The organism is Nocardia abscessus NBRC 100374 (assembly GCF_000308455.1).
Lineage (GTDB): Bacteria > Actinomycetota > Actinomycetes > Mycobacteriales > Mycobacteriaceae > Nocardia > Nocardia abscessus.
Window position 1 is genome coordinate 21,132 of sequence record NZ_BAFP01000025.1, and the last position, 20,626, is coordinate 41,757.

General features: G+C 67.3%; 19 protein-coding genes and 1 pseudogene. 14 read left to right on the forward strand and 6 right to left on the reverse strand.

Annotation, left to right across the window (positions count from 1 at the left end; all coding sequences use genetic code 11):
- Positions 1-10 precede the first annotated feature (10 nt).
- The 4 genes and pseudogenes from ON19_RS03995 to ON19_RS04010 all read left to right on the forward strand — a co-directional run bounded on the left by ON19_RS03995 (position 11) and on the right by ON19_RS04010 (position 4,129).
- Positions 11-1,372 (forward strand): NtaA/DmoA family FMN-dependent monooxygenase, encoded by a 1,362-nt coding sequence (locus ON19_RS03995; RefSeq protein WP_043686960.1) that lies wholly within the window; start codon positions 11-13, stop codon positions 1,370-1,372.
- Positions 1,373-1,546: 174 nt separating this feature from the next.
- Positions 1,547-1,897 (forward strand): annotated as a pseudogene (locus tag ON19_RS04000) (phytoene/squalene synthase family protein); the annotation flags it as partial.
- Between the two features lie 203 nt (positions 1,898-2,100).
- Positions 2,101-2,682, forward strand: coding sequence for a TerD family protein (locus ON19_RS04005; RefSeq protein ID WP_043686962.1), 582 nt, complete (start codon positions 2,101-2,103; stop codon positions 2,680-2,682).
- A 97-nt stretch (positions 2,683-2,779) separates the two neighbouring features.
- Complete coding sequence (locus ON19_RS04010) at positions 2,780-4,129, forward strand: family 1 glycosylhydrolase (RefSeq protein WP_043686964.1); 1,350 nt, start codon at positions 2,780-2,782, stop codon at positions 4,127-4,129.
- A 51-nt stretch (positions 4,130-4,180) separates the two neighbouring features.
- On the opposite strand, the gene ON19_RS04015 is transcribed toward ON19_RS04010, so the two are convergent.
- Entirely contained in the window at positions 4,181-5,008 is an 828-nt protein-coding gene (locus ON19_RS04015) for an SDR family oxidoreductase (protein WP_051168505.1), read from the reverse strand.
- Positions 5,009-5,203: 195 nt separating this feature from the next.
- Between ON19_RS04015 and ON19_RS04020 the strand changes: the two genes are divergently transcribed.
- Both ON19_RS04020 and ON19_RS04025 read left to right on the forward strand, forming a co-directional pair.
- The gene (locus ON19_RS04020; protein WP_043686966.1) at positions 5,204-6,283 is read left to right on the forward strand and encodes an NAD-dependent epimerase/dehydratase family protein; all 1,080 of its coding nucleotides are present in this window, start codon (positions 5,204-5,206) and stop codon (positions 6,281-6,283) included.
- A gap of 157 nt (positions 6,284-6,440) precedes the next feature.
- Positions 6,441-7,331: a manganese catalase family protein gene (locus tag ON19_RS04025; RefSeq protein ID WP_043686968.1), complete on the forward strand. Its 891-nt coding sequence runs from the start codon at positions 6,441-6,443 to the stop codon at positions 7,329-7,331.
- Positions 7,332-7,431: 100 nt separating this feature from the next.
- On the opposite strand, the gene ON19_RS04030 is transcribed toward ON19_RS04025, so the two are convergent.
- Positions 7,432-8,784: an FAD-binding domain-containing protein gene (locus ON19_RS04030; protein ID WP_063709388.1), complete on the reverse strand. Its 1,353-nt coding sequence runs from the start codon at positions 8,782-8,784 to the stop codon at positions 7,432-7,434.
- A gap of 175 nt (positions 8,785-8,959) precedes the next feature.
- Positions 8,960-9,643, reverse strand: a complete 684-nt coding sequence (locus ON19_RS04035; protein WP_051168506.1) for a TetR/AcrR family transcriptional regulator — start codon at positions 9,641-9,643, stop codon at positions 8,960-8,962.
- A 417-nt stretch (positions 9,644-10,060) separates the two neighbouring features.
- Here ON19_RS04035 and ON19_RS04040 point away from each other — a divergent pair, with 417 nt between their 5' ends.
- Positions 10,061-10,717 (forward strand): 2OG-Fe dioxygenase family protein, encoded by a 657-nt coding sequence (locus ON19_RS04040; RefSeq protein ID WP_051168519.1) that lies wholly within the window; start codon positions 10,061-10,063, stop codon positions 10,715-10,717.
- A gap of 85 nt (positions 10,718-10,802) precedes the next feature.
- Here ON19_RS04040 and ON19_RS04045 read toward each other — a convergent pair whose 3' ends face one another.
- Positions 10,803-12,710: an alpha/beta fold hydrolase gene (locus tag ON19_RS04045; protein WP_218006369.1), complete on the reverse strand. Its 1,908-nt coding sequence runs from the start codon at positions 12,708-12,710 to the stop codon at positions 10,803-10,805.
- Positions 12,711-12,913: 203 nt separating this feature from the next.
- Here ON19_RS04045 and ON19_RS04050 point away from each other — a divergent pair, with 203 nt between their 5' ends.
- The gene (locus ON19_RS04050; RefSeq protein WP_043686970.1) at positions 12,914-13,570 is read left to right on the forward strand and encodes a maleylpyruvate isomerase N-terminal domain-containing protein; all 657 of its coding nucleotides are present in this window, start codon (positions 12,914-12,916) and stop codon (positions 13,568-13,570) included.
- Positions 13,571-13,577: 7 nt separating this feature from the next.
- Here the strand turns inward: ON19_RS04050 and ON19_RS04055 are convergent, their stop codons facing one another.
- Entirely contained in the window at positions 13,578-14,801 is a 1,224-nt protein-coding gene (locus ON19_RS04055; RefSeq protein ID WP_051168507.1) for a cytochrome P450 family protein, read from the reverse strand.
- Positions 14,802-15,097: 296 nt separating this feature from the next.
- Here ON19_RS04055 and ON19_RS04060 point away from each other — a divergent pair, with 296 nt between their 5' ends.
- On the forward strand, positions 15,098-15,448 hold the full coding sequence (locus tag ON19_RS04060) for a nitroreductase/quinone reductase family protein (protein WP_043687141.1): 351 nt from the start codon (positions 15,098-15,100) through the stop codon (positions 15,446-15,448).
- 35 nt (positions 15,449-15,483) lie between these two features.
- Here ON19_RS04060 and ON19_RS04065 read toward each other — a convergent pair whose 3' ends face one another.
- Complete coding sequence (locus ON19_RS04065) at positions 15,484-16,104, reverse strand: TetR/AcrR family transcriptional regulator (RefSeq protein ID WP_043686972.1); 621 nt, start codon at positions 16,102-16,104, stop codon at positions 15,484-15,486.
- Between the two features lie 240 nt (positions 16,105-16,344).
- On the opposite strand from ON19_RS04065, the gene ON19_RS04070 reads away from it, so the two are divergent.
- From ON19_RS04070 to ON19_RS04090, 5 genes are all read left to right on the forward strand, one after another.
- On the forward strand, positions 16,345-17,271 hold the full coding sequence (locus ON19_RS04070; RefSeq protein WP_043686976.1) for a metal-dependent hydrolase: 927 nt from the start codon (positions 16,345-16,347) through the stop codon (positions 17,269-17,271).
- A gap of 11 nt (positions 17,272-17,282) precedes the next feature.
- Positions 17,283-18,443: a hypothetical protein gene (locus ON19_RS04075; protein WP_043686980.1), complete on the forward strand. Its 1,161-nt coding sequence runs from the start codon at positions 17,283-17,285 to the stop codon at positions 18,441-18,443.
- A 148-nt stretch (positions 18,444-18,591) separates the two neighbouring features.
- On the forward strand, positions 18,592-19,047 hold the full coding sequence (gene msrB / locus ON19_RS04080; protein WP_043686984.1) for a peptide-methionine (R)-S-oxide reductase MsrB: 456 nt from the start codon (positions 18,592-18,594) through the stop codon (positions 19,045-19,047).
- On the forward strand, positions 19,044-19,559 hold the full coding sequence (gene msrA, locus ON19_RS04085; RefSeq protein ID WP_043686988.1) for a peptide-methionine (S)-S-oxide reductase MsrA: 516 nt from the start codon (positions 19,044-19,046) through the stop codon (positions 19,557-19,559). The genes msrB and msrA overlap by 4 nt, the downstream gene beginning before the upstream one ends.
- Positions 19,560-19,737: 178 nt before the next feature.
- Complete coding sequence (locus tag ON19_RS04090) at positions 19,738-20,607, forward strand: alpha/beta fold hydrolase (RefSeq protein WP_043686992.1); 870 nt, start codon at positions 19,738-19,740, stop codon at positions 20,605-20,607.
- Positions 20,608-20,626 lie beyond the last annotated feature (19 nt).

Genomic DNA, 20,626 nt, shown 5'->3' on the forward strand with positions numbered 1-20,626 from the left:
AGGTCACCTTATGAGCACCCCCCGTAAGCAGGTCATCCTGGGCGCCTACCTCGGCGGCGTCAACCATCACACCGCCTGGTGGCATCCCGAGGCGGGCAGTCAGATCGATTTCAGCAGTTTCGAACACACCGCGCGCACCGCCGAACGCGGCAAATTCGATTTCTTCTTCCTCGCCGAAGGGCTCATCCTGCGGGAGCGCGCGGGCAAGATCTTCGACCAGGACATCATCGGCCGCCCGGACACCCTCACCGTCTTGGCCTCGATCGCCGCCGTCACCGAGCATCTGGGGCTCGCGGGCACGATCAACACCACCTTCAACGAGCCCTACGAGCTGGCCCGGCAGTTCGCGAGCCTCGATCACCTGTCCGGCGGCCGGGCCGCCTGGAACGTGGTGACCTCCTTCGACGCTTTCACCGGACAGAACTTCCGGCGCGGCGGATTCCTCGATCCGGCCGACCGGTACGCGCGGGCCGAGGAGACACTGAACGCCGTTCGCGCACTGTGGGATTCGTGGGACGCCGCGGACATCGCCGCCGACAAGGGCTCCGGACGGTTCCTCGCCCGGCCGGACGCGGGCGCGTTCGCCTTCCACGGCAGCCAGTTCGACATCTCCGGTCGTTTCACCGTGCCGCGCAGCCCGCAGGGCAGGCCGGTGATCCTGCAGGCCGGTGTGTCACCCCAAGGACGCGCGTTCGCCGCGGCGAATGCCGACGCCATCTTCTCCCCGTACGGCAAGCAGCCGGAGGCCGCGGACTTCTACCGCGACATCAAATCGCGCGCGGTGGCGGCGGGACGCGCGGCCGACGACATCAAGATCCTGCCCTCGGCGAGCTTCGTTCTCGGTGACACCGAGGCCGAGGCGATCGAGAAGTATCACGCCATCCGCGATGAACAGGTCACCGGCCAGACCGCGCTGATTCTGCTGGAACAGATCTGGAACCGTGACTTGTCCGGCTACGACCCGGAGGGCCCGGTACCCGATATCGACCCCGATCCCGATGCTCCGCCGATCATTCAGGGCCGCGCCTTCGTCCACCAGGATCGCTTCGCCACTGCCGAACGTCTGCGCCAGGTCGCCGAGGCGAAGAAACTCGGTTTGCGTGAGGTGGTGATCGACCAGTTCGAACGCGGCGCCCTGGTCGGAACTCCCAGCCGGATCGCCGAGCAGATCGACGCATTCGTCCAGGACGACGGCTCCGACGGGTTCATCCTCGGATCACATCTGGTGCCCTGGGGTCTGGACGAATTCGTCGACAAGGTGGTGCCGCTGCTGCAAGAGCGCGGCGTGCTGCGCACCGAATACACCGGGACCACGCTGCGCGACAATCTCGGTCTCCCGAACGTGCGGTCGACGGTGGCGGCTCGCACCTGAGTTCCGCCGCCTGCCGAACAGCGGAGACCACTCGTGTTGTCCGGTGCGGGCGTCGCTTTTCGGCACGGGCGGCGGCGGGCCCGATCACGGGGTGCCGTGGCGCCTGCCGAGCTCGCTCAGAGTCTCGAGTGCGTCCTCGAGCGAGCGGACGTAGAGCACCTCAGCGACCCGCAACTGCACCGGTCCTACCGGTACTGCAGGCAGCTCAACGCGCGCCACGGAAAGACCTTCTTCCTGGCGACCCGATTGCTCGCACCGGATCAACGCCCCGCCGTGCACGCCTTGTACGGATTCGCGCGCCGAGCCGACGACATCCTCGACGAATTCGACCCGCGCCGCGGCACCGCCGAAAGAGCCCAGGAGCTGGATGCCCTCGCCGGGCACTTCCGCGAACGCCGGGCCACCGCCGACGCCGTTCTGCCCGCGGTTGTCGATACCGCCGATCGCTATGGGATACCAGCGGTCCTGTTCGATGCTTTCCTCGCATCGATGCGGATGGATCTGAGCGTCGATCGCATCGAGGACAGCGATTTCGCCGTGTTCGACCGTCGCGCCACCGTGCCGAACCGGCGGCGAGCGCAGGTCGGTATCACCGGGCTCGTCAAGGCATGGTGGGCGCGCCGAGTGGATCGGTGACGGTTCCGGCGGGGACGTGGCGAGTCCTGTTGCCCCGCTCGCGAAGTACATTGTGCGCCAGCGCGAGAGATAACCATCAGTATCCTGATGTCGTGATTACGCTCAGGAAAGAAGACGGCGCCGCAGACCTCGCAGGTATCTCGAAGTTGAGTGTGGGGGTGAGCTGGGATCCGTCCTCCGGCACGAGCGGCGGGGCACTCGGCTGGGCGCGCCGCAAAAAAGGTGTGGATCTCGATCTGATCGCCGTCCTCATGCAGGGCAACGAGCCGGTGCGCTTCGCTGGGCTCGATTCGCTGGATCCCTTGGGCAACGGCTCGGTCGCGCACACCGGCGACGAGCAGACCGGCGCCGCTTCCGGTGACGACGAGACCATCCACGTGACCTTCGGCGACGTGCCCACCGCGATCGACGCGATCATCTTCGTCGCCGCCGCCTTCAAGAAGGGCACCTCCTTCGAGAAGGCGAACAACATCTCCTTCCGGATCTACGACGCGTCCGGCGGCAACAGCCAGCAAGTCGCCGATATCTGGCCCTCACTGCTCGGCACCGACAACGCCAATGCGGTCGCCCGCGCCTTCCGCAACGGCAACCAGTGGCAGCTGGAAGTCCTCAACCGCCAAGGAAAGATCAAGCAGGGCGACATGCAGGCGCTACTGCGCTTCGCCATGCAGTAGCGACAATGCCTGCGGCGGCAACGATTGTCCACGTCGTCGAATCGCCCTGATCCGCGGATTTCGACAATCGCCGGACGGGCTTGGTTACCCTGGGCCCATGCGATCTCGGTTCCGTCGGTACGTCCTGGCCGCGCTCGCCGCCGCGGCATCCACACTGCTGCTGGCCACCCAGTCCCCGGCCACCCCGCTGATCCAGCCGGTCGCGGGTCCGGCGCCGCTGGGCTCGGACTTCCTCTGGGGCGTGTCCACCTCGGGATTCCAGTCCGAAGGCCATGCGCCCGACAGCAATTGGACGCGGTACGTCGCCGGTACCCCGGGCTACGACGAGCTTCGCGATTCGGTCGACTTCTACGACCGTTACGCCTCGGACATCCGGCTCGCCGCCGATCTCGGCGTGCAGGTGTTCCGGATCGGGATCGAATGGGCCCGACTGCAACCCGCCCCTGGGGTGTGGGACGAGAGCGCATTTCGCTTCTACGATGCGGTCATCGCGAGCGTCGAGCAGGCCGGGATGCGCCCCATGATCACGCTGGATCACTGGGTCTACCCCGGCTGGGCCGTCGACCGCGGCGGTTGGCGCAATCCGCGGATGGTCGAGGACTGGCTGGCCAACATGCGCAACGTCGTCGACCGCTACGCCTCCCGCAATCCGCTGTGGGTCACCGTGAACGAGCCCGTCGCCTACATCATGCACGAGGTGCGCCGAGGCGCCGCGGATGCCGGAGAGATGCTGGAACGGGTCGCGCAGGCACACAATGTCATCTACGACTACATCCACCAGAAGCAGCCGGGCGCCCAGGTGACCAGCAATGTCGGCTATGTGGCCGGCTCCGAGGCCCAGGTCAACGGTCCGTTGGTCGACCGCATCGGCGACCGGCTCGACTACGTGGGCGTCGACTACTACTTCGCCTACGATCCGGCCCAGTCGCTGATCGAGTCCATCATGCGGGCCAGCGGCTCGGCGATGCCGAACCTGCCGGGGCCGCAGATCTGGGACCTGCCGCTGCGCACCGAGGGCATCTACTATGCGCTGCAATTCTATTCGCGCCGATTCCCGGGCAAGCCGCTCTACATCGTCGAGAACGGCATGCCCACGGAGAACGGCCGTCCACGCGCCGACGGCTACACCCGCGGCGATCACCTGCGCGACACCGTCTATTGGCTGCAACGCGCCAAGGCCGACGGTATGAACGTCATGGGCTACAACTACTGGAGCCTCACCGACAACTACGAATGGGGCAGCTACACCCCACGATTCGGCCTCTACACCGTGGACGTGCGCACCGACCCCGCTCTGACCCGCCGCCCCACCGACGCCGTCGGCGCCTACACCCAGATCATCGGCGCGGGCGGAGTCCCCGACAACTACCGTCCCACCCGCGGCCCGGCCATCTGCTTGTTCGTCGATCCCCCGGCCAGCTGCCTCTCCCCGGTAGCGGATAGATAGCCGCTGGTCCGTCGCCGGTGCGCACCGGGTCCTCGCGCTCCGGTCGGCGCCCTAAGGCGTGCGCCATTTCTCGTCGGCCAGCAGGGTGCTGGCCTGTGGGCCCATGAGGAGCATGCCGCCGTCCACGACGTAGGACGCGCCGGTGATATAGCTCGCCGCCGGTGTGGCCAGGAACGCCACTACGGCGGCGACCTCCTTGGCGTGACCGGTTCGCCCCAGCGGTACGCCGGGGCGGTGCTGCTCCCGCGGATCGGCGTCTTCCTGACCGGTCATCGGCGTCGAGATCTCGCCCGGCGCCACCGAATTGACTGTGATGTCGTGCTCGGCGAGTTCCAGTGCCAGCACTTTCGTCAGTGCCCCGAGGCCCGCTTTGGCGGCACAGTACGGCGCCGCGCCGACCCGCGGCGCGTGTTCGTGCACGCTGGTGATGTTGATGATCCGGCCACCGCCCCCCGCGGCGATCATGTGTTCGGCGGCGCGCCGCGCGCAGAGAAACGGTCCGTCGAGATCGACCGACAGCACGTGCCGCCAGACGTCGAAGTCCATGTCCATCACCTTCTGAGCCGATCCGGTGCCTGCGCAGTTCACCAGCACGTCGAGACCGCCCAATTCCTCGGCGAGTTCATCGATGACCGGCGCGGCGGTCGACGGATCCGACAAGTCGAGGCGGCGCACGGCGGCGGTCCTGCCCTGCTCGCGCACCTGCGCCGCAGTGTCCTGCGCACCCTGCTCGTCGCCGCGGAACGTCAGCCCGACATCGGTCCCGCCCGCGGCGAGTGCGACCGCGATCGCCGCACCGATGCCGGAGTCTCCCCCGGTGACCACCGCTCGCCGCGGAGTGCCTGCCCGATCTTCCGGAAGTGGAGCTGTAGTAGCCATGCTCCGCGACTACCCGGCCGGGCACAGGCCACACCCGGGCACCGTCCTCACCACGGATCCGGCCGCCGCGCCCGGAACGTCCTCCCGACGTTACGACCTCCGATTCCGGGTACCCGCCCTGGAACGAGCCGAGAGGAGGCCGGACATGACGGTGGATACTCCGCTGGGCCCAACCCGGTCCGAGCGGCGTGCCGGATGAAGGTGGTCGTCACGGGCGCCAGCGGCAACGTCGGCACGGCGTTGCTGCGCACGCTGCGTGCGGACGATTGCGAGATTGTGGGAATCGCCCGCCGCACGCCGGATCTCGCATACGAACCCTATTCGGCCGCCCGGTGGATAGCCTGCGATATCGGGACCGACGATGCGGTCGAGACGCTGCGTGCCGCCTGTGCGGGCGCCGACGCCCTCGTGCATCTGGCGTGGGCGATCCATCCGCGGCGCGAAGACCCGCCGATGCGCAGGACCAACCTGATCGGCACCGAGAACGTGCTGCATGCCGTGGCGGAAACGGCGGTGCCCCATCTCGTCGCCGCCTCCTCGTGCGCCGCCTACGCGCCGGCCGAGCGGTGGCGGCGGGTATCCGAAGAATGGCGAACATTCGGGGTGCCCGGCAGTGCCTACAGCATCGCGAAGGCGGAGTTGGAGACGCGATTGAACCGTTTCGAGGCCGACCACCCCGAAATCCGCACGGCGCGCATTCGGCCGTGCGGCATAGCTGGGGGCGAGGCGGCCGCCGAACTGGGCGACTGGATTCTGCCGCCGTGGTTGCCACGGCGGCTGCTCGGCGGGCGTCTGCTGCCCGTACCGCTGTGGCGTGAGTTCCGGCTGCAATTGGTGCACAGCTGCGATGTGGCTTCGGCGATTCGGCGAATAGTCCGCCGCCGCGCGGAGGGAGCGTTCAACCTTTCCGCCGAACCGTGCCTACGGGCGGACGCGCTCGCGGCGATATTCGGGGGTTTCCACCTACCGGTGCCACGACGAGTGCTCGATGCGGACGCCTGGCCGGGATGGTGGACCGGGCTCGCGCCCTTGCACCCCGCGTGGCTCGAACTTGCCGACCGCACCTCGCTGGTCGACTCCGCGAAGGCGCGGCGTGAGCTCGGCTGGGTTCCGCGTCACGGCGCGGGCGAGGTCTGCGCGGAACTGGTGTCCGCGCTGAGTGCCGGGCAGACCGGCCACAGCCCGCCCCTGGCGCCCGCCCGGCGGGTTCGGGTCGGCCATCCGTCCCACCAAAGCCAACGCCCACCCGGGAAGCACCGGCGTGACTGCGGGTGACGGTCCCCCGTGGCACTTCGTGTCGTTGCGAACGACCCGCTACCGGAGCCCGTATCGTCGCCACGGAATCGAGTAACGCATCTCTTTCTCGTCCTGCGCTGGACAAGGCATGAAAGCCGCGCTGGAGGAACGGCCGGCCATACTGGTAAGGAGAGCGATGTTCACACACAACAAGGATCTCCAGTTCGAGGTTCGCGTGGACCGTCCCGATCCGCGTTTCGCGGCCCTGCTGCAAGAACAGTTCGGCGGCGCCAACGGCGAATTGAAGGCCGCCATGCAATATTTCAACCAGGCGTTTCTGCTGCGTGGCAAACATCCGAAAACCTACGACCTGTTCATGGACATCGCCACCGAGGAATTGAGTCACCTCGAGATCGTCGGCGCCATGATCACCATGTTGCTCGACGGGCTCAACGACGATTTGAAGCAAGCCAGCGAGCGGTGCGACTGGATGCCGGTCGTGGCGACGTCCGAGGGACGCGACCAGGTGATCCATCAGGTCGCGGCGAATCCGCTGTACTTCGCGCTGAGCGGCGGCGGGCCCGTCGTGACGAACGCCGCGGGCGTGCCGTGGTCGGGCTCGTATGTCGACGCCAACGGGGAACCCTCGGTCGACCTGCGTAGCAATCTCGCGGCCGAGTCACGCGCCAAGATCGTCTACGAGTATCTCAAGCAGTTCACCGACGATCCCGGTGTGCAGGACACACTGTCGTTCTTGATGACCCGCGAGATCGCGCATTTCCAGCAGTTCACCGCGGCGTTGAACGAATTGCCGGTCAACTTCCCGCCGGGCGCCCTGCCCGGCGACGATCGCTTCCAGAACGTCGCGTTCAACATGTCCAACGGCGCCGCGAGCGCCCGCGGCCCGTGGAACGAGGGACAGGGCCCCTGGCCCGCGGGGACGGAATGGCGCTACATCGACAATCCGGTCACCGAATGGCTCGATTCCGACGATCGCGTGAATCACGGGGCCGAGAACAACCCCGAAGGCGAGCCCGCGGTCCACGGCAGCAAACCGTTCACCCACGAATCGCATATACCGGACTGACCATCGCGGCCTGATCTCGGCCCAGGCGCTCAGCGGGCGGCGCGCGGCAGTAAGGGCCGCGCGCCGCGGGCATCGATGGGCTGTCGCGACAGGCCGAAAGCTACGAGCCTCGCGGCGCTGTCGACAGCGATTCCGCAAACCCTGCCGACGACTCGTCAGGTACGGCCGATGCGGCGATGGGGGCGGGATAGATCGAGGTCGGCACGCTGTGGCGCCACGGGCGATGGATTTCCGACCCCGGCAGCGCAGCCAGTTCCGGTATCCAGCGCCGTACGTAGTTTCCCTCGGGGTCGTACCGTTCGCCGGTGCCCGCGGCTCCCGGATCGAGCCGCCCCACCTGCTGCCAGGTGAAGCGATTGCTCGCGGCATCGGCGTCGAGCAGCCAGCGGCGGAAGTGGTCGGCGCCGACGCGCCAATCCACCCGCAGCGTCGTGGTCAGGAAACTGGCGGCGATGACCCGGGCTCGTTGCGGCATCCATCCTTGTGCGGCCAGTTGCCGCATGCCCGCGTCGACGATCGGATATCCGGTGCGGCCGTCGCGCCAGGCGCGGACCACGACCGGATCGTGGGCCTGCGGCCCGCGGTGGCGATCATCCGACCGCGCGATATCGGCGCGGGCGGCGAGGAACTGGAGATGGAAGTCGCGCCGCGCGAGCAGGCGGACGAAAGCGCGGCCGTCGGTAGTGGCCATATCGGCACGGTGCACCATTTCGGCCGCGGAAAGGCAGCCGAAATGCAGGTACGGCGACAGCCGGGAGAATCCCTCGCGCGTGAGGTCGCCACGGGCCCGGCCGCGTGCTTGTCCCTCGCCTGCGGTGCAGCCCCGCCACAGGGCACGACCCGTGATCTCGCCGCCGACGGCCAGCTGCGGTGACACCGCCCCATCGCCGAGTTCGTCGAATCTCGGAACCGGATCACTGTCGATACGCGGGACGAGCAACTCCGCCGGCTTGTCGAGCGGCAGCCGCTTCGGAGCCTCCAGCCACCGGCGGAAGTACGTCGCGAAGTCCGGAGCCTTGCCGCTCCGGCCATGCGGGGCGCAATCGATGGCATCCACGGCCGTGATGGTGGCGGGATGAATGTGCAGCAGGCAGCTGCGCCGGTCCAGCCGCTCGCGCAGCGCCCGCAGCCGGCATCGGCCGTACCAGGTGGCGTCTTCGGCGACATGGACACTGTCGGCGTGCACCTGCGCCACCACCCGATCCACCGCCTCGACATAATCCCCGTGCCGGATCACCAGTTGCCCTCCCGCACAGCGCAGTTCGGCATCGAGTTCGGCCAGCGCGGCGGACAGGAACCGGAGTTGATTGCCGGCGGGGCGGGCGCTGCCGACCATGCGGTCGTCGACCACGAAGAGCGGAACCACCGCAGCGCCCTCGTGCACGGCGGCCGACAGGGCCGGATTGTCGTTGACACGCAGGTCACGGGTGAAAAGTGCGAGTGTTACGGCCATTCAATGGTCATTTTCGACGACTGGCATCCATCGAGCGGATCGACGACGGCGTTATCGGACATTCGGCTGCGGTGACCACGCCGAGGTTGGGTATCGGAGTAACGAACTTTACGCCAATGCTGATGGACGGCAGCTGTCATGTCAAGCGGGGGGGCGGCTACGCCGTGCGCCGGGCTCAGCGCTCGCGGAAAAGATCGGTCAGCCACGGTTCCAGGTCGGCGCTGAGCGCGGTCAGGTCCGGCTCGTCCGACTCGTCGAGCGCATCGGCGGTGAGTTGACGCACCGCGTACACGACGCCCAGGTAAGCGGTGACCGACAGCGCCGGTAGCCGTTTCCCGCCCGCGCCGCGCACCAGACCGCGGATGTATTCGGCGAACAGTCGCAGCGCCTTACGTCTGCGCCTGCGGACGGCAGGGCCCAGCGCCTCGATCTCCACCTGGTAGGCGCGGGCGACGACCAGGTCGTTCTGCAAAGTGCGCAGGTACTGGCCGAGCGCGTCGCCCACGATGGCGCGGCGGTCTCGGCGCATGATCTCCGCCGCGGTCAGCTGGGTCAGCAGCACTTGGATGAAGCGGTCGTAGCCCGCGAATACGCATTCGTCCTTGTTGGCGAACGCCTCGTAGAAGGCCGCCAAGGAGACTCCGGCCCGTTTCGCGATATCGGTGGGGCCGAACCCGGCGTAGCCGCGAGCGGCCAGCAGTTCGGTCACGGCGGCGAGCAGCCGCTCCCGCTGCGCGGCCATCACCTGCTCCCGCGCCAGGTTGTGCCTGCCACGCGGCAATGCCTCCGGAAGTGTGAAGAACACGCCGTTTCGCACCGGCACGATCGGTGCGTCAGCGTCGGCGGGCGCGGCGGACACCCCTGCAGACTACCGAGCGACCCGGCCCCGGCCACGCGTCGAGGTCCCGGACAGCTGCTCTGGGGCGCGGTATCCCGATTCCGGGTATGGGCGCCGCAGCAGTGGGTAGCCGCAGCACATGGAGATCTTCCGCCGCGCCGGAATGCTCGGCACCCACATAGGGCAACTGCCCAAGGAGGTCGACCCGCCGAAGTCGCCCGCCGAGGCGTCGAGTCTTTGCTGAGCGACCGGCCGCGAGTCAGCGGCCGTTGAGTCCTGTACGGGGATCGACCCAGTCGCGAGAGGTCAGAGGAAGGCAAACCACCTGTGAAGCGAATCCCTACCGCGGCAGGAACGGATGTCCGGGCCGCGGCCCCGCGGGCCGAGCAGGCGGTGGAAGCCGCCCGCGCGGCATTGGCCCGCGACGGCGTCCACCTCATGCCCGCTACCATCACGACCTCGAGTCTCGGCATGGCGCCAGCAGACTGGGACCACTTCCGCCGGCATTGGGACGAGTTGAGCGCGGACATCTACGCCGGGGCCCGAGGCACGTGCAGGCTGCGCCGTTACGGGAAGTTCTCGCTCACCGACCCAGCCGGGCGGATCGAGCTGCTGCCGCAGGAGTCCTTCGTGCAGCCGGAGAACAGCAATCCGCTCTACGTGGACGTGGACCGCAGGTTCGAGCCCCTGACCGATGGCTTCATGGCCGATCCCGTGTTCCGGGCGGTGCTGCGGCTGCTCGCGCGGTTGGCGACGGCACTGGACGACCCGTCGAAGTGGAGTGCGAAGGTGCATCCCTTTCGAGTCGTCGCATCGGCGGACGCGAACGGCCTGCCGACCCCGGAAGGCCGCCACCGCGACGGTGTCACTCTGGTGTCGTCGCTTCTGGTCGGCAGGCAGAACGCTGTCGGCGGTGCGAGTTCGGTGTTCGACTCGAACGAAAGACGGCTGCTGCGCACCACGCTCAGCAGGCCGGGAGCCCTGCTGCTCGGCGACGACCGCCGCACCCTGCACAACGTCTCGCCGGTGCATCCGATGGACCCGAGCCGCCCCGCCTATCGCGATGTTCTGGTGGTGACCTTCGCGCCGGGCTGAGGCGGCCGGGCTCGATCAGCCGTTCTCGGGCCATCGGCCGTGACGTGGCCCGGGCTCGCTCCCCGGCCCGGGCCACGCGCGACGATCAGCCGAGCGGCAACTCCAGGCAGCAGGGGGCGCCCTGCGGTGAACTGATGGTGATCCGCGAGCCGACCGTGTTGGCGCTGGAATAGAGGAAATCCATGCCGTCGACGACCAGCATCAACCGGTGACCGTCCAGCAGGTCGTAGGCGGCCGCCTGCAACTCCCAGGAGACGGTGGCGGGCATTTCCGACTCGACGGTTTTCGGCTCGTGCGTGATGATCCGCGCCGAACCGTCTTCATCGACGTCGAGCAGGTAGGCCATCACCGTCGCGGACTCGCCGGTGCTGTCGACGGTCAGCTGCAACCGGGGGATTCCGCGAATCTGCCGGGCTACGCCACCTCGCGCCGCGAGCAGCGGCCCGGTCGACCAGACCAGGGCATGGCTGCGATCGATCTCGCTCGTCCGGTAGATCTTGGGATTTCCTGCCCACTCCTCCTGGCCGGTCGTCATGAGCTTGTCCATGGCGACGACCTCGGCCTCCTCGCCCACCGTGAACTCACGCTGCCAGCCGGCCGTGACGTCGGTGATCAGCGCACCGTCGCCGCCCTCGCGCGTATCGGTCAAGATCAGTGTTTCGGTGTCGGTGGTGACGTCGGCCCACGAGGCCTTCTCCTCGCGCCGCGCGGGTTCGACGATCACGTTCTGGCCGTCCCCGGCTGCCGGAGTGGTCACGTAGGTGAACATGACCTGGTTGCTGATCTCCGGCCACGTGTCGACCCCGTTTTCCTCGTCTTTGAGGTAGTGGTCGAGCCAGGCATACGCCTCGCGCAGCGGTTCGTTCGGTCCCGCGCCGGGCATGGGTGGAGCGATCAGGCCGGGGCCTTCCGGCGCCGCGTGATCGCCGATCCACATGTTCAGCCGTTTGGGTCGCGGGAGCTTCTCGAAGGTCTCCAGAACCTGGTTCACCGGGAAAAGCCCCTCGTGCCAGGTGTTGGAGAAGAAGGTCGGGATTTCGCGGGAACCGACGTATTGTTCCGGCGCTCGTTCGGTGCCCCATTCGACGACCGGCTTCATATCTGTGCCCTCGTCGAATTTCGCCAGGATCTCCAGCGTCGCCTCGTCGAATTTGTCCTCCTTGGCGCCGCCGGTCAGGCCGATCAGCGCCTCAACGGCCCTGACGTGCCGGGTGGCATTGTCGTACAGACTGGTAGCCAGGTTGCCCCACGTGCTCAGAGCGACGACGACGTCGACCCGCTCGTCGTGCGCGGCCACGAGCTGGCTGATGCCCGAGCCGTACGACTCACCCATGAAGGCGATCCCGCTGGGGTCGAGCGCGTCGATCGCGTAGGTGAGCACCTCCGAGCCGTCCTCCCAGTCCCGTAGACCGGCGACATCGATCTTGCCTTCGGAAGTGCCGAACCACGGCAAGTTCGTTCCCGGTATGGCGGTCCAGCCGATACCGCGTGGTGTGTAGGCCAGTACGTGATAACCCTTCAGCGCGAGCGTGAGATAGGCGTACTCGAACAACGGCCATCCGACGGGCGTCCACCCGGCCGGAACGACCACCAGCGGGCACGGGCTGCTCGTTGTCTGCCGCAGCATGTGCGCCGACAGCCCGGTCCCGTCCTCTGTCTCGATGCGCGGAAACGTCGGCACGGCGACGTTCAGCGCCCGGCTCACCAGGTCGTCCACGTCATCGGGCACCAGGCCCTTGCCGCTCCGCTTCTGCAGGGCGCTCACCAAGTTCGACGCGAACTGCACCGCCTCCGGGCGGACCTGCCCCTGAGCGTCCCAGGGCCCCTCGACGGCGATCCGAGCGAGCTGTTCGGACGTTGTCCCGACGATCGAATCTCCTTGCGACATACGCGTCATCGATCCTTCCTGCCAGTTAACTGCGGAATAGCGGACGGCAGCAGCTTGGCACAGAATGTGATCGATCGGGTGGAGATCAGACGATGTGTTCTCCATTCGAAATAGGCGGATGAACAGCGGAAACGTTGGAACTTTCGACCAATGGGCGCACGGGTCACCGGCTCGGCGCATCATGTTTGCCAATGACCTCGGCCGCGCGATTCACGTGGGGTGGCGCTGCTCCGCGAGGACGACATCTCTGCCAGGTCGGACCGCTGCAATCTGTCGCGGGGCGCGCCGCGCGCTGCTAGCTTCCCGGCGTGGATCACTTCTCACGCTCTTGGGCAGCGTTGCGCGCGGCGGTCGCCGACCTTTCGGACGAGGATTTCGCACAGCGGTCCGGCTGTACCGGCTGGCTCGTGCGAGACCTGGTGTGCCATCTGATCATCGACGCTCAGGACATCCTGATCACTCTCGTGACGCCCGCCGAAGCCGAACCGACGCGCGACGCGGTGACCTACTGGGAAGTCGCCGACACGGCGCCGACCGGCGCCGACCCGCTCGACGCGCTGATCGTGCGGCTCGCCGCCGCCTACCAGGAGCCGAGGTTGCTGAAGATCCACTTCGAGGACGTCGGCTCCGCCGCCGGGCGCGCGGCCGAACTCGCCGACCCCGGTCTCCGGGTCGGCACGCGCGACGAGGTCCTCACCGCGGGCGACTACCTCTGCGCGTACGTGCTGGAGAGCACCCTGCACCATCTCGACCTGATCGCGCACCTCCCGGTCGTGGACGAGCCGCCTGCGGAGGGACTCGCCCGGTCCCGGGAGATGCTGGAGAAGATCGCCGGGGCGCCGTTCCCCGCCTCGTTCACCGACACCGACGCGCTGCTGGTCGGCACCGGACGACGGGCACCGACCGACTCGGAGAAGGCCGAACTGGACGAGCTGGCCGCGCGACTCCCGTTCGTCCTCGGGTGAGCGAGCCTTACTGCTGTTCGCCACCCAATTTGACCGGCACCGACAGCGGGCCGATGGTGAAGAAGGACGGCGAGTACGGGATTTCCTTCGGGTCGATGGCGAGTTCCAGTTGCGGCAGCCGCCGATACAGGGAAGCCAGTGCGAGCCTTCCCTCCAGACGGGCCAGCCCGGCGCCGATGCAGTAACGCGGCCCGTGGCCGAACCCGAGGTGCCCGCCATGCTGCTCGCGGGTGATGTCGAACTCGTTCGCGGTCTCGCCGTACTCCGCCGGGTCGATCCCACACGCCTGGTAGGCCACGCCGACCGCGCTGCCCTTGGGAACGGTCACACCCGCCACGGTGACCTCCGTCAGCGTGAACCGCCAACTGGTCATCATCACCGAATGACGGTATCGGACAGTCTCTTCCACGACATCGGCCCAGCGGTCCTCGGCCTTGGCCAGCGCGAGCTGGTCCGGATGCTGTGACAACGCCAGAATCGCGTAACCGAGCATGTGCACCGTGGTCTCGTGGCCGGCGACCAGCATGATCCACAGAACGGCGACCAATTCTTCGGCCGTGAGCTTGTCGCCTTCGTCGCGGGCATGCACCAGCCCCGAGGTCAGATCATCGCCGGGTTCGCTCTGCTTGCGGTCCGCCAGTTCGTACAGGTACAGCATCAGCGCGTTCTGCGTCGCGAACGCCTCTTCCGGCGGGGTGGTGTGCGCCAGGAGCGTCGCGGTCCACCGCCGCAGCCGATCCCGTTCCGGCTCCGGCACGCCGAACAGTTCGCAGATCACCGCCATCGGCAGCGCCTCGGTGAAGGTGGGCACCAGGTCGACACCGTCGCCCGCGGCGACGACCTCCTCCAGCAGCCCGTCGATGATCTGCTGGATGCGCGGCTCCAGCGCCTGTACCCGGCCCGGGGTGAACGCCTTGCTGATCAGGCCACGAAGCCGCCGATGGTCGGCGCCGTCCTTGGTGGACAGGTGATCGCCCTGCACGATGGCGCGCAGGGGCCAGTCCTCCGGAATGGAACCGTCGTACAGGGCGGGCCAGTGCTTGGGGTCTCTGGCGAACGTCTTGTTGTCCCCGGCCAGGATCTCGCGCACCGCCTCGTGCGTCAGCGCCAGGTAGGCGGGCACGCCGCCGGGGAACTCCACCTCGACCACCGGCGCGATCTCCCGGAGCCGGATGCAGGTGTCCAGCAGATCCTCGTTCGGGGCGGGGAATGCGGGCAGGCTGGTTGTCATGGGAATTCCCTTCTGCGCGTGAGCCCTCCAACCGTCGTGGCGACGGTCGTTGCACGAGTATCACGGCGAGTTCGGCGGCTCGGCCCGGCAACCGCCGAATCCTGCCTCCAACCAGAACTCGACTGTCGGAAAACGAAATCCGGAACCTGTCGAACTGCCCATCCCCCGTGGTCAGCCTGTGACGGCACGTCGACCGGAAGGGACCGACCCGCTGGAACGGGCCGATCGCCGCCGTGGCGGTTAGGGTGGCGCTGTTCGGGGTTTTTTCGTGAACCGGCCGGGAGGAAGTTGTGGAACTGAAGACGGCGGTGGGACGCACCGTGCGGGCAGTGAACGGCGGGGTCGTCGCCCTCCTCGACGTGCCGCTGCTCGGGCGGTTGCTCGGCAAGGGATTCGTCGTGGTCACGTATGTGGGGCGGCGGTCAGGGCGGACGTTCAGCACACCGGTCAACTACTGGCGCAAGGGAGACGAGCTCGTCATCGGAGTCGCCTTGCCGGACAAGAAGACTTGGTGGCGGAACTTTCTGGACGAGGGCGGCCCCATCACGCTGCAGCTGAACGGCGCGCAGCGGCGCGGGCACGCGGTAGCGCAGCGCGACGAACGCGGCCGCGTCTTCGTGAAGGTGCGTCTCGACGGCGCGAGCTGATCTCCCGAGTGCGTCGACACCATCGCGACGAGCGACTAGACGCTTGCGGACGGCTTCAGCTGGGCGATGATCGCGGCTCCCATCCAGCGGCGTAGATACCGCCGCAGATCATCCTCGCCGCGGGGTGGGTTGCCCGGGGAAATGAAGAACGACTGCATCGTTCGCAGAACGTATTCGACGAGTTCGTGCAGCGACTCGTCGTCGTACCCGTACCGCTCCCAGTCGACGTCGAAGCGTTTGATCATCGTCATTCCGAAGGCTTGCGCCTCCTCGGAGGTGAGGCTCTCGGGGTGGACGTTCGAGTAGGTGCTCGACAGCAGGATGCCGAGATGGGGTGTCCGACGCACGTCGGCCAGGGTGAACACCACCGCCTCGGTCATCGCTTCCACCGCGTCCTCGATGCCGCTGACGTGCCGTGCCAGCCGATCGAGGAAACCGTCGACCGAAGCCATGGCCGCGGCCGTCATCAGCGCATCGGCACTGGGGAAGTATCGGTAGACCGTCTGACGGATGACGCCCAGCGACTCCGCGACGTCGGCGATGCTGATCTCCGAACCGGTCCGGCCGATCAGCTCGACGGCGGCGGCGACTATGCGACGAGACGCTTCCTCGTCGTCTTTCGGCGGACTTCCGCCCCACCCGCGCCTTCCTGCCACTGCCCGCTTCCTCGACTTGCCGCCTGTCGCTTGCGAACCCCCTGATGGAGGGCCTGACGACCATCCGGACCAAGGGCTCGACGGTAGCACAGGGCGGGTCCGGCACCCGCTCCGCGGATCGGACATCGATTCTGATCATACACAAACGTTGTTCTGTGTATGATCACGTCCAACGCGGCTCGGCGGCATCCGGGCGATGCCGCCGGACCGGTTCGATTCCGAAAGACGAGGTACAGCCCAGTGACCGATCTTCAAGTCCGGAAGATGCGCTTCGCATTCGCCGACTACGACGTGCCGTTCTTGTGGAACGAGGAGAATCCGGCCTTCTCGTCCATGGCCAATGCGGTGTCCTTCCTGGCGATCGGCTTCGAGAAGATGATCGTCAACATGATTCGCGAGGCCATGCCTCTGATCACGGATCCGGCGGTCGCGGAGGAAGCCGACGCGTTCGTGCGGCAGGAGGGACAGCACTCCACCGCCCATCGCCAGCACGCCAACGGTTTGATCCGGCGATACCCGGGGTTGCAGGAGACGCTCAACGAGGTGATCGCGGAATTCGACCGCCTCACGGTGCACACTTCGGTCGAATACCGGCTGGCCTACACCGCCGATCTGGAGGCGACCTTCACGCCGGTGTTCAAACTGATGCTCGACAACGACTCGACCCTGTTCCGGCCGGGAGACGACCGGGTCGCTTCGCTGTTCATCTGGCATTTCGTCGAAGAAGTCGAGCATCGCAGTTCCGCGCTGATCATCTTCGACTCCGTCGTCGGAAGCGACGTGTACCGAATGCGCATGGCTCCGTCCATCTTCCGGCACGTGCTGAAAGTGATCAGGGTGGCCTGCGCGGGCTTCAACGAGCACGTCCCGCTGGAGGAGCGGAAGGTCGACGCGTTGTCGATGTTCGCGTCCTACCGGCGTAGGCAGAAGCTACGCACGTGGTTGCCGTTTCTGCATGCGGAGGACCACGGCCCGATGCCGCGCGCGTTCGATCATCTCCCCCTTCGTGAGCAGCTCGTCGCATTGGCAGGCGTCATTCGCAGTCAGTTGCCCAAGCACAACCCGGACCACGAGAAACTGCCCGCCCTCGCCGACGTGTGGTTCCAGCGCTACGAGGCCGGATACGACGTCTCGCACTGGTACACCGCCGACCCGGTCGCACCCTAGGAGCCGGACCCATGGCAGATCATTGCGCACCGACTTTCGATCAGCTCGCGACGGCGCTCGGCTTCTCGTGCGAGGAGGCAGGCGGCCTCGTCGAGGTGCGGAACCCCTTCGCGTTGGAGAACTGGACGCTGCCCGTCCTCGAGGTCACGATCGTCCTCGGCGCGGTACTCGCGCTGGTCTACGCGATCGTGCGGTTGCGCCGCCACGGAGATCCCACCAACCTGGTGCTCTGGTTCGGCGCGACCGCGTACCTGTTCATCATCGAACCACCGCTGTACTTTCCCGCGGCCTTCGGCATAGACGCGCACGTCGACACGATGTTCGCGCACAACTTGTTCACCGTGGAATTTCTCTGGGGCCGATTACCGCTCTACATCATCGCGATCTACCCGTTCATGGCGACCCTGGCCTTCGAAACGGTCAGGATACTCGGAGTCTTCCGGCGGTACGGCGTTCTCGTCGGCGCCGCTTGCGTGGGCTTCGTCCACCATGCCTTCTATGAGATCTTCGACCACCTCGGCCCGCAGTTGCGCTGGTGGGAATGGTCGGTCGACAATCCGATGAATCAGCCGATGTTCGATTCGGTACCGCTTCCGAGCGTGGTCGTCTTCGCGGCCCTGTGGCCGATGTCGCTCGCGTTGTGCGTCCAATGGTTCGTCGGCCGCCACGTCGACCAGGGGCAAACCTTCGCCGGAACGCAATTGGTCTGGCGCACGGTCGTCATCGGCGTGCTCGCCTCGCTGGGCACAGCCGTGTTGCCCATCCCCGCAACGGTGTTCGGCATGGGTAGTACCACCGTGCGCGGCGTCCTCTACGCCGCCGAACTGGTCGTCGTCAGCATTGTCGCCGTCCTCGTCCTCACCCGCCAATGGCTCCGGCTGCGGCGGGGCGCCTCGGACACCGCGCCCTATACGAACGACTTCGTCCGCGTTTACAGCGTGGTGTATCTGGGCGTGATGGCTCTTCTCTGGGTGACCGCGTTGCCCGATTTCTTCGGCGCTGTCGACGGCACGACGAGCGAGGGAGACCCCATCGGAAATCTCTGGTACACACTCGCCTGCTTCGCCGTCGCTGTCTTGTGCGTGATCGCCGTATTCACGGTGCCGCGGAGAAAGACAGCGGAAAACGCTGTTCCTCCCGCTCCGGAGACAGCCGCGAGCCCCACGGCGTAGCGGGTCGGCGGTTGGTCGAAGCTGCCGGTAACGAGGGGCGCGGCCGCCGTGGTGCGCGGTCGAGCGGATCGTAGTGTGACGCCCGGCTCGGTCGGGATTTTCCGAGCCGTCGCAGGGGTTGTACGTGGGGCCGATATGAGGAGGTCATGTGGCACGGGAGTACAACCGGAATCCTGCGGCGGTCGCCGCCCTGTCGCCTGAGCAGTACCACGTCACTCAGGAGAACGGGACCGAGCGGACGTTCACGGGCGAGTACTGGGACAACCACGAGCCGGGTATCTACGTGGACGTGGTGTCCGGTGAGCCGTTGTTCGCCTCGGTGGACAAGTTCGACAGCGGCTCGGGATGGCCGAGTTTCACCCGACCGATCGATGCCGCGAACGTGGTCGAGAAGCGGGACTTCAGTCATCTGATGATCCGCACCGAGGTGCGTTCGGCGCACGGTGACAGCCATCTCGGGCATGTGTTCACCGACGGCCCCCGCGAGGCGGGCGGCCTGCGGTACTGCATCAATTCGAAAGCGCTGCGGTTCATTCACCTCGACGACCTCGAGGCGGAAGGGTACGGGCAGTACAGGACTCTCTTCGCGAAGGAGGAGGCGTGAGCGACACGCGTAGGGCCGTTCTGGCCGGTGGATGCTTCTGGGGCATGCAGGACCTGATCCGGAAGCAGCCAGGTGTGGTGTCGACACGCGTCGGCTACACGGGCGGCCGCAACGACCACCCCACGTATCGCAACCACCCAGGGCATGCGGAGGCCGTGGAGATCGTCTACGACCCGGCGCGGACGGACTACCGGGCACTGCTGGAATTCTTCTTCCAGATCCACGATCCGACGACGAAGGACCGCCAGGGCAACGACATCGGGACCAGCTACCGTTCGGCGATCTTCTATCTCGATGACGACCAGAAACGTATCGCCCTGGACACCATCGCCGACGTGGATGCCTCGGGCCTGTGGCCGGGCACGGTGGTCACCGAGGTGACCCCGGCGAGCGAGTTCTGGGATGCCGAGCCGGAGCATCAGGACTACCTGCTGCGCTATCCCGACGGCTATACCTGCCACTTCCCCCGCCCGGGGTGGAAGCTGCCGAAGCGGCAGGCCACCGCGCAGTAGCACCCGGCGGCCTCGGTGGGGTGCGCGCCGGCCACCCCGCCGAGCTGTCGGAGCGCACAGCAAGCGGCTGCGCCACCACACCAGGTGGCGCAGCCGTCGCGTTCCGGGGGCACTCGCTCGGGACCGGTTCCTCCGAGAGGTCCGATGAGTTTCCGGCGCGGGAGACGTCGACAGTGGCATGACGACCCACTTGCTCGAGACACCCGGCGCCGATATCGCCTACGACGTCCACGGCCCGCTGCCCACCGTCGCGGGACGCCCACCGCTGCTCATGATCGGCCAGCCGATGGACGCCGGCGGTTTCCGGGCGCTGGCCGCGCACTTCCCCGATCGCACGGTGATCACCTACGACCCGCGCGGACTCGGTCGCAGTACCCGGAAAGACGGCGCCGTCGACCATACGCCCGAGGTGCAGGCGCAGGACGTGCACGCCGTGATCGAGGAGCTCGGCGCCGGACCGGTGGAGATGTTCGCCAGCAGCGGCGGCGCGGTCACCGCGCTCGCGCTCGTGGCCGCCTATCCCGGCGATGTGGTCACGCTGGTGGCGCACGAGCCGCCGCTCATCCCGGTGCTCCCCGACGCCGCGGCAGCCGAGCGCGCCCGCGCAGGCGTACGCGACGCTTACGAGGCCAAGGGCTTCGGCGCAGGCATGGCGGCCTTCATCGCGATGACGTCGTGGCAAGGGGAATTCACCGACGACTACTTCGCCCTGCCCGCCGCGGACCCCGCGCTGTTCGGGATGCCGTCCGAGGACGACGGTTCCCGGGACGACCCGCTGCTGTCCGACCGGTCCTGGGCGGTCAGCGGCTATCGGCCCGACGTGGCCGCGCTGGCCGCGGCGCCGACTCGTGTCGTGATCGCCGTGGGCGAGGAGTCCGCGGGCACGTTCACCGGACGCACTGCTGCCGCGACCGCTGAGCTGCTCGGTCAGCGGTCGACCGTGTTCCCCAGCCACCACGGCGGCTTCCTCGACGGAGAGTTCGGGTACGCCGGCCGGCCGGAAGCCTTCGCGCACAAGTTGCGCGAGGTACTCGACGGGAACATCTGAGTCCATCGACTCCAGCCCT

Coding starts and splice junctions, on each gene's coding strand:
- ON19_RS03995 (WP_043686960.1), top strand. CDS start 11: ATGAGCACCCCCCGTAAGCAGGTCATCCTGGGCGCCTACCTCGGCGGC.
- ON19_RS04010 (WP_043686964.1), top strand. CDS start 2,780: ATGCGATCTCGGTTCCGTCGGTACGTCCTGGCCGCGCTCGCCGCCGCG.
- ON19_RS04015 (WP_051168505.1), bottom strand. CDS start 5,008: ATGGCTACTACAGCTCCACTTCCGGAAGATCGGGCAGGCACTCCGCGG.
- ON19_RS04020 (WP_043686966.1), top strand. CDS start 5,204: ATGAAGGTGGTCGTCACGGGCGCCAGCGGCAACGTCGGCACGGCGTTG.
- ON19_RS04025 (WP_043686968.1), top strand. CDS start 6,441: ATGTTCACACACAACAAGGATCTCCAGTTCGAGGTTCGCGTGGACCGT.
- ON19_RS04030 (WP_063709388.1), bottom strand. CDS start 8,784: ATGGCCGTAACACTCGCACTTTTCACCCGTGACCTGCGTGTCAACGAC.
- ON19_RS04040 (WP_051168519.1), top strand. CDS start 10,061: ATGCCCGCTACCATCACGACCTCGAGTCTCGGCATGGCGCCAGCAGAC.
- ON19_RS04045 (WP_218006369.1), bottom strand. CDS start 12,710: ATGGAGAACACATCGTCTGATCTCCACCCGATCGATCACATTCTGTGC.
- ON19_RS04055 (WP_051168507.1), bottom strand. CDS start 14,801: ATGACAACCAGCCTGCCCGCATTCCCCGCCCCGAACGAGGATCTGCTG.
- ON19_RS04075 (WP_043686980.1), top strand. CDS start 17,283: ATGGCAGATCATTGCGCACCGACTTTCGATCAGCTCGCGACGGCGCTC.
- ON19_RS04090 (WP_043686992.1), top strand. CDS start 19,738: ATGACGACCCACTTGCTCGAGACACCCGGCGCCGATATCGCCTACGAC.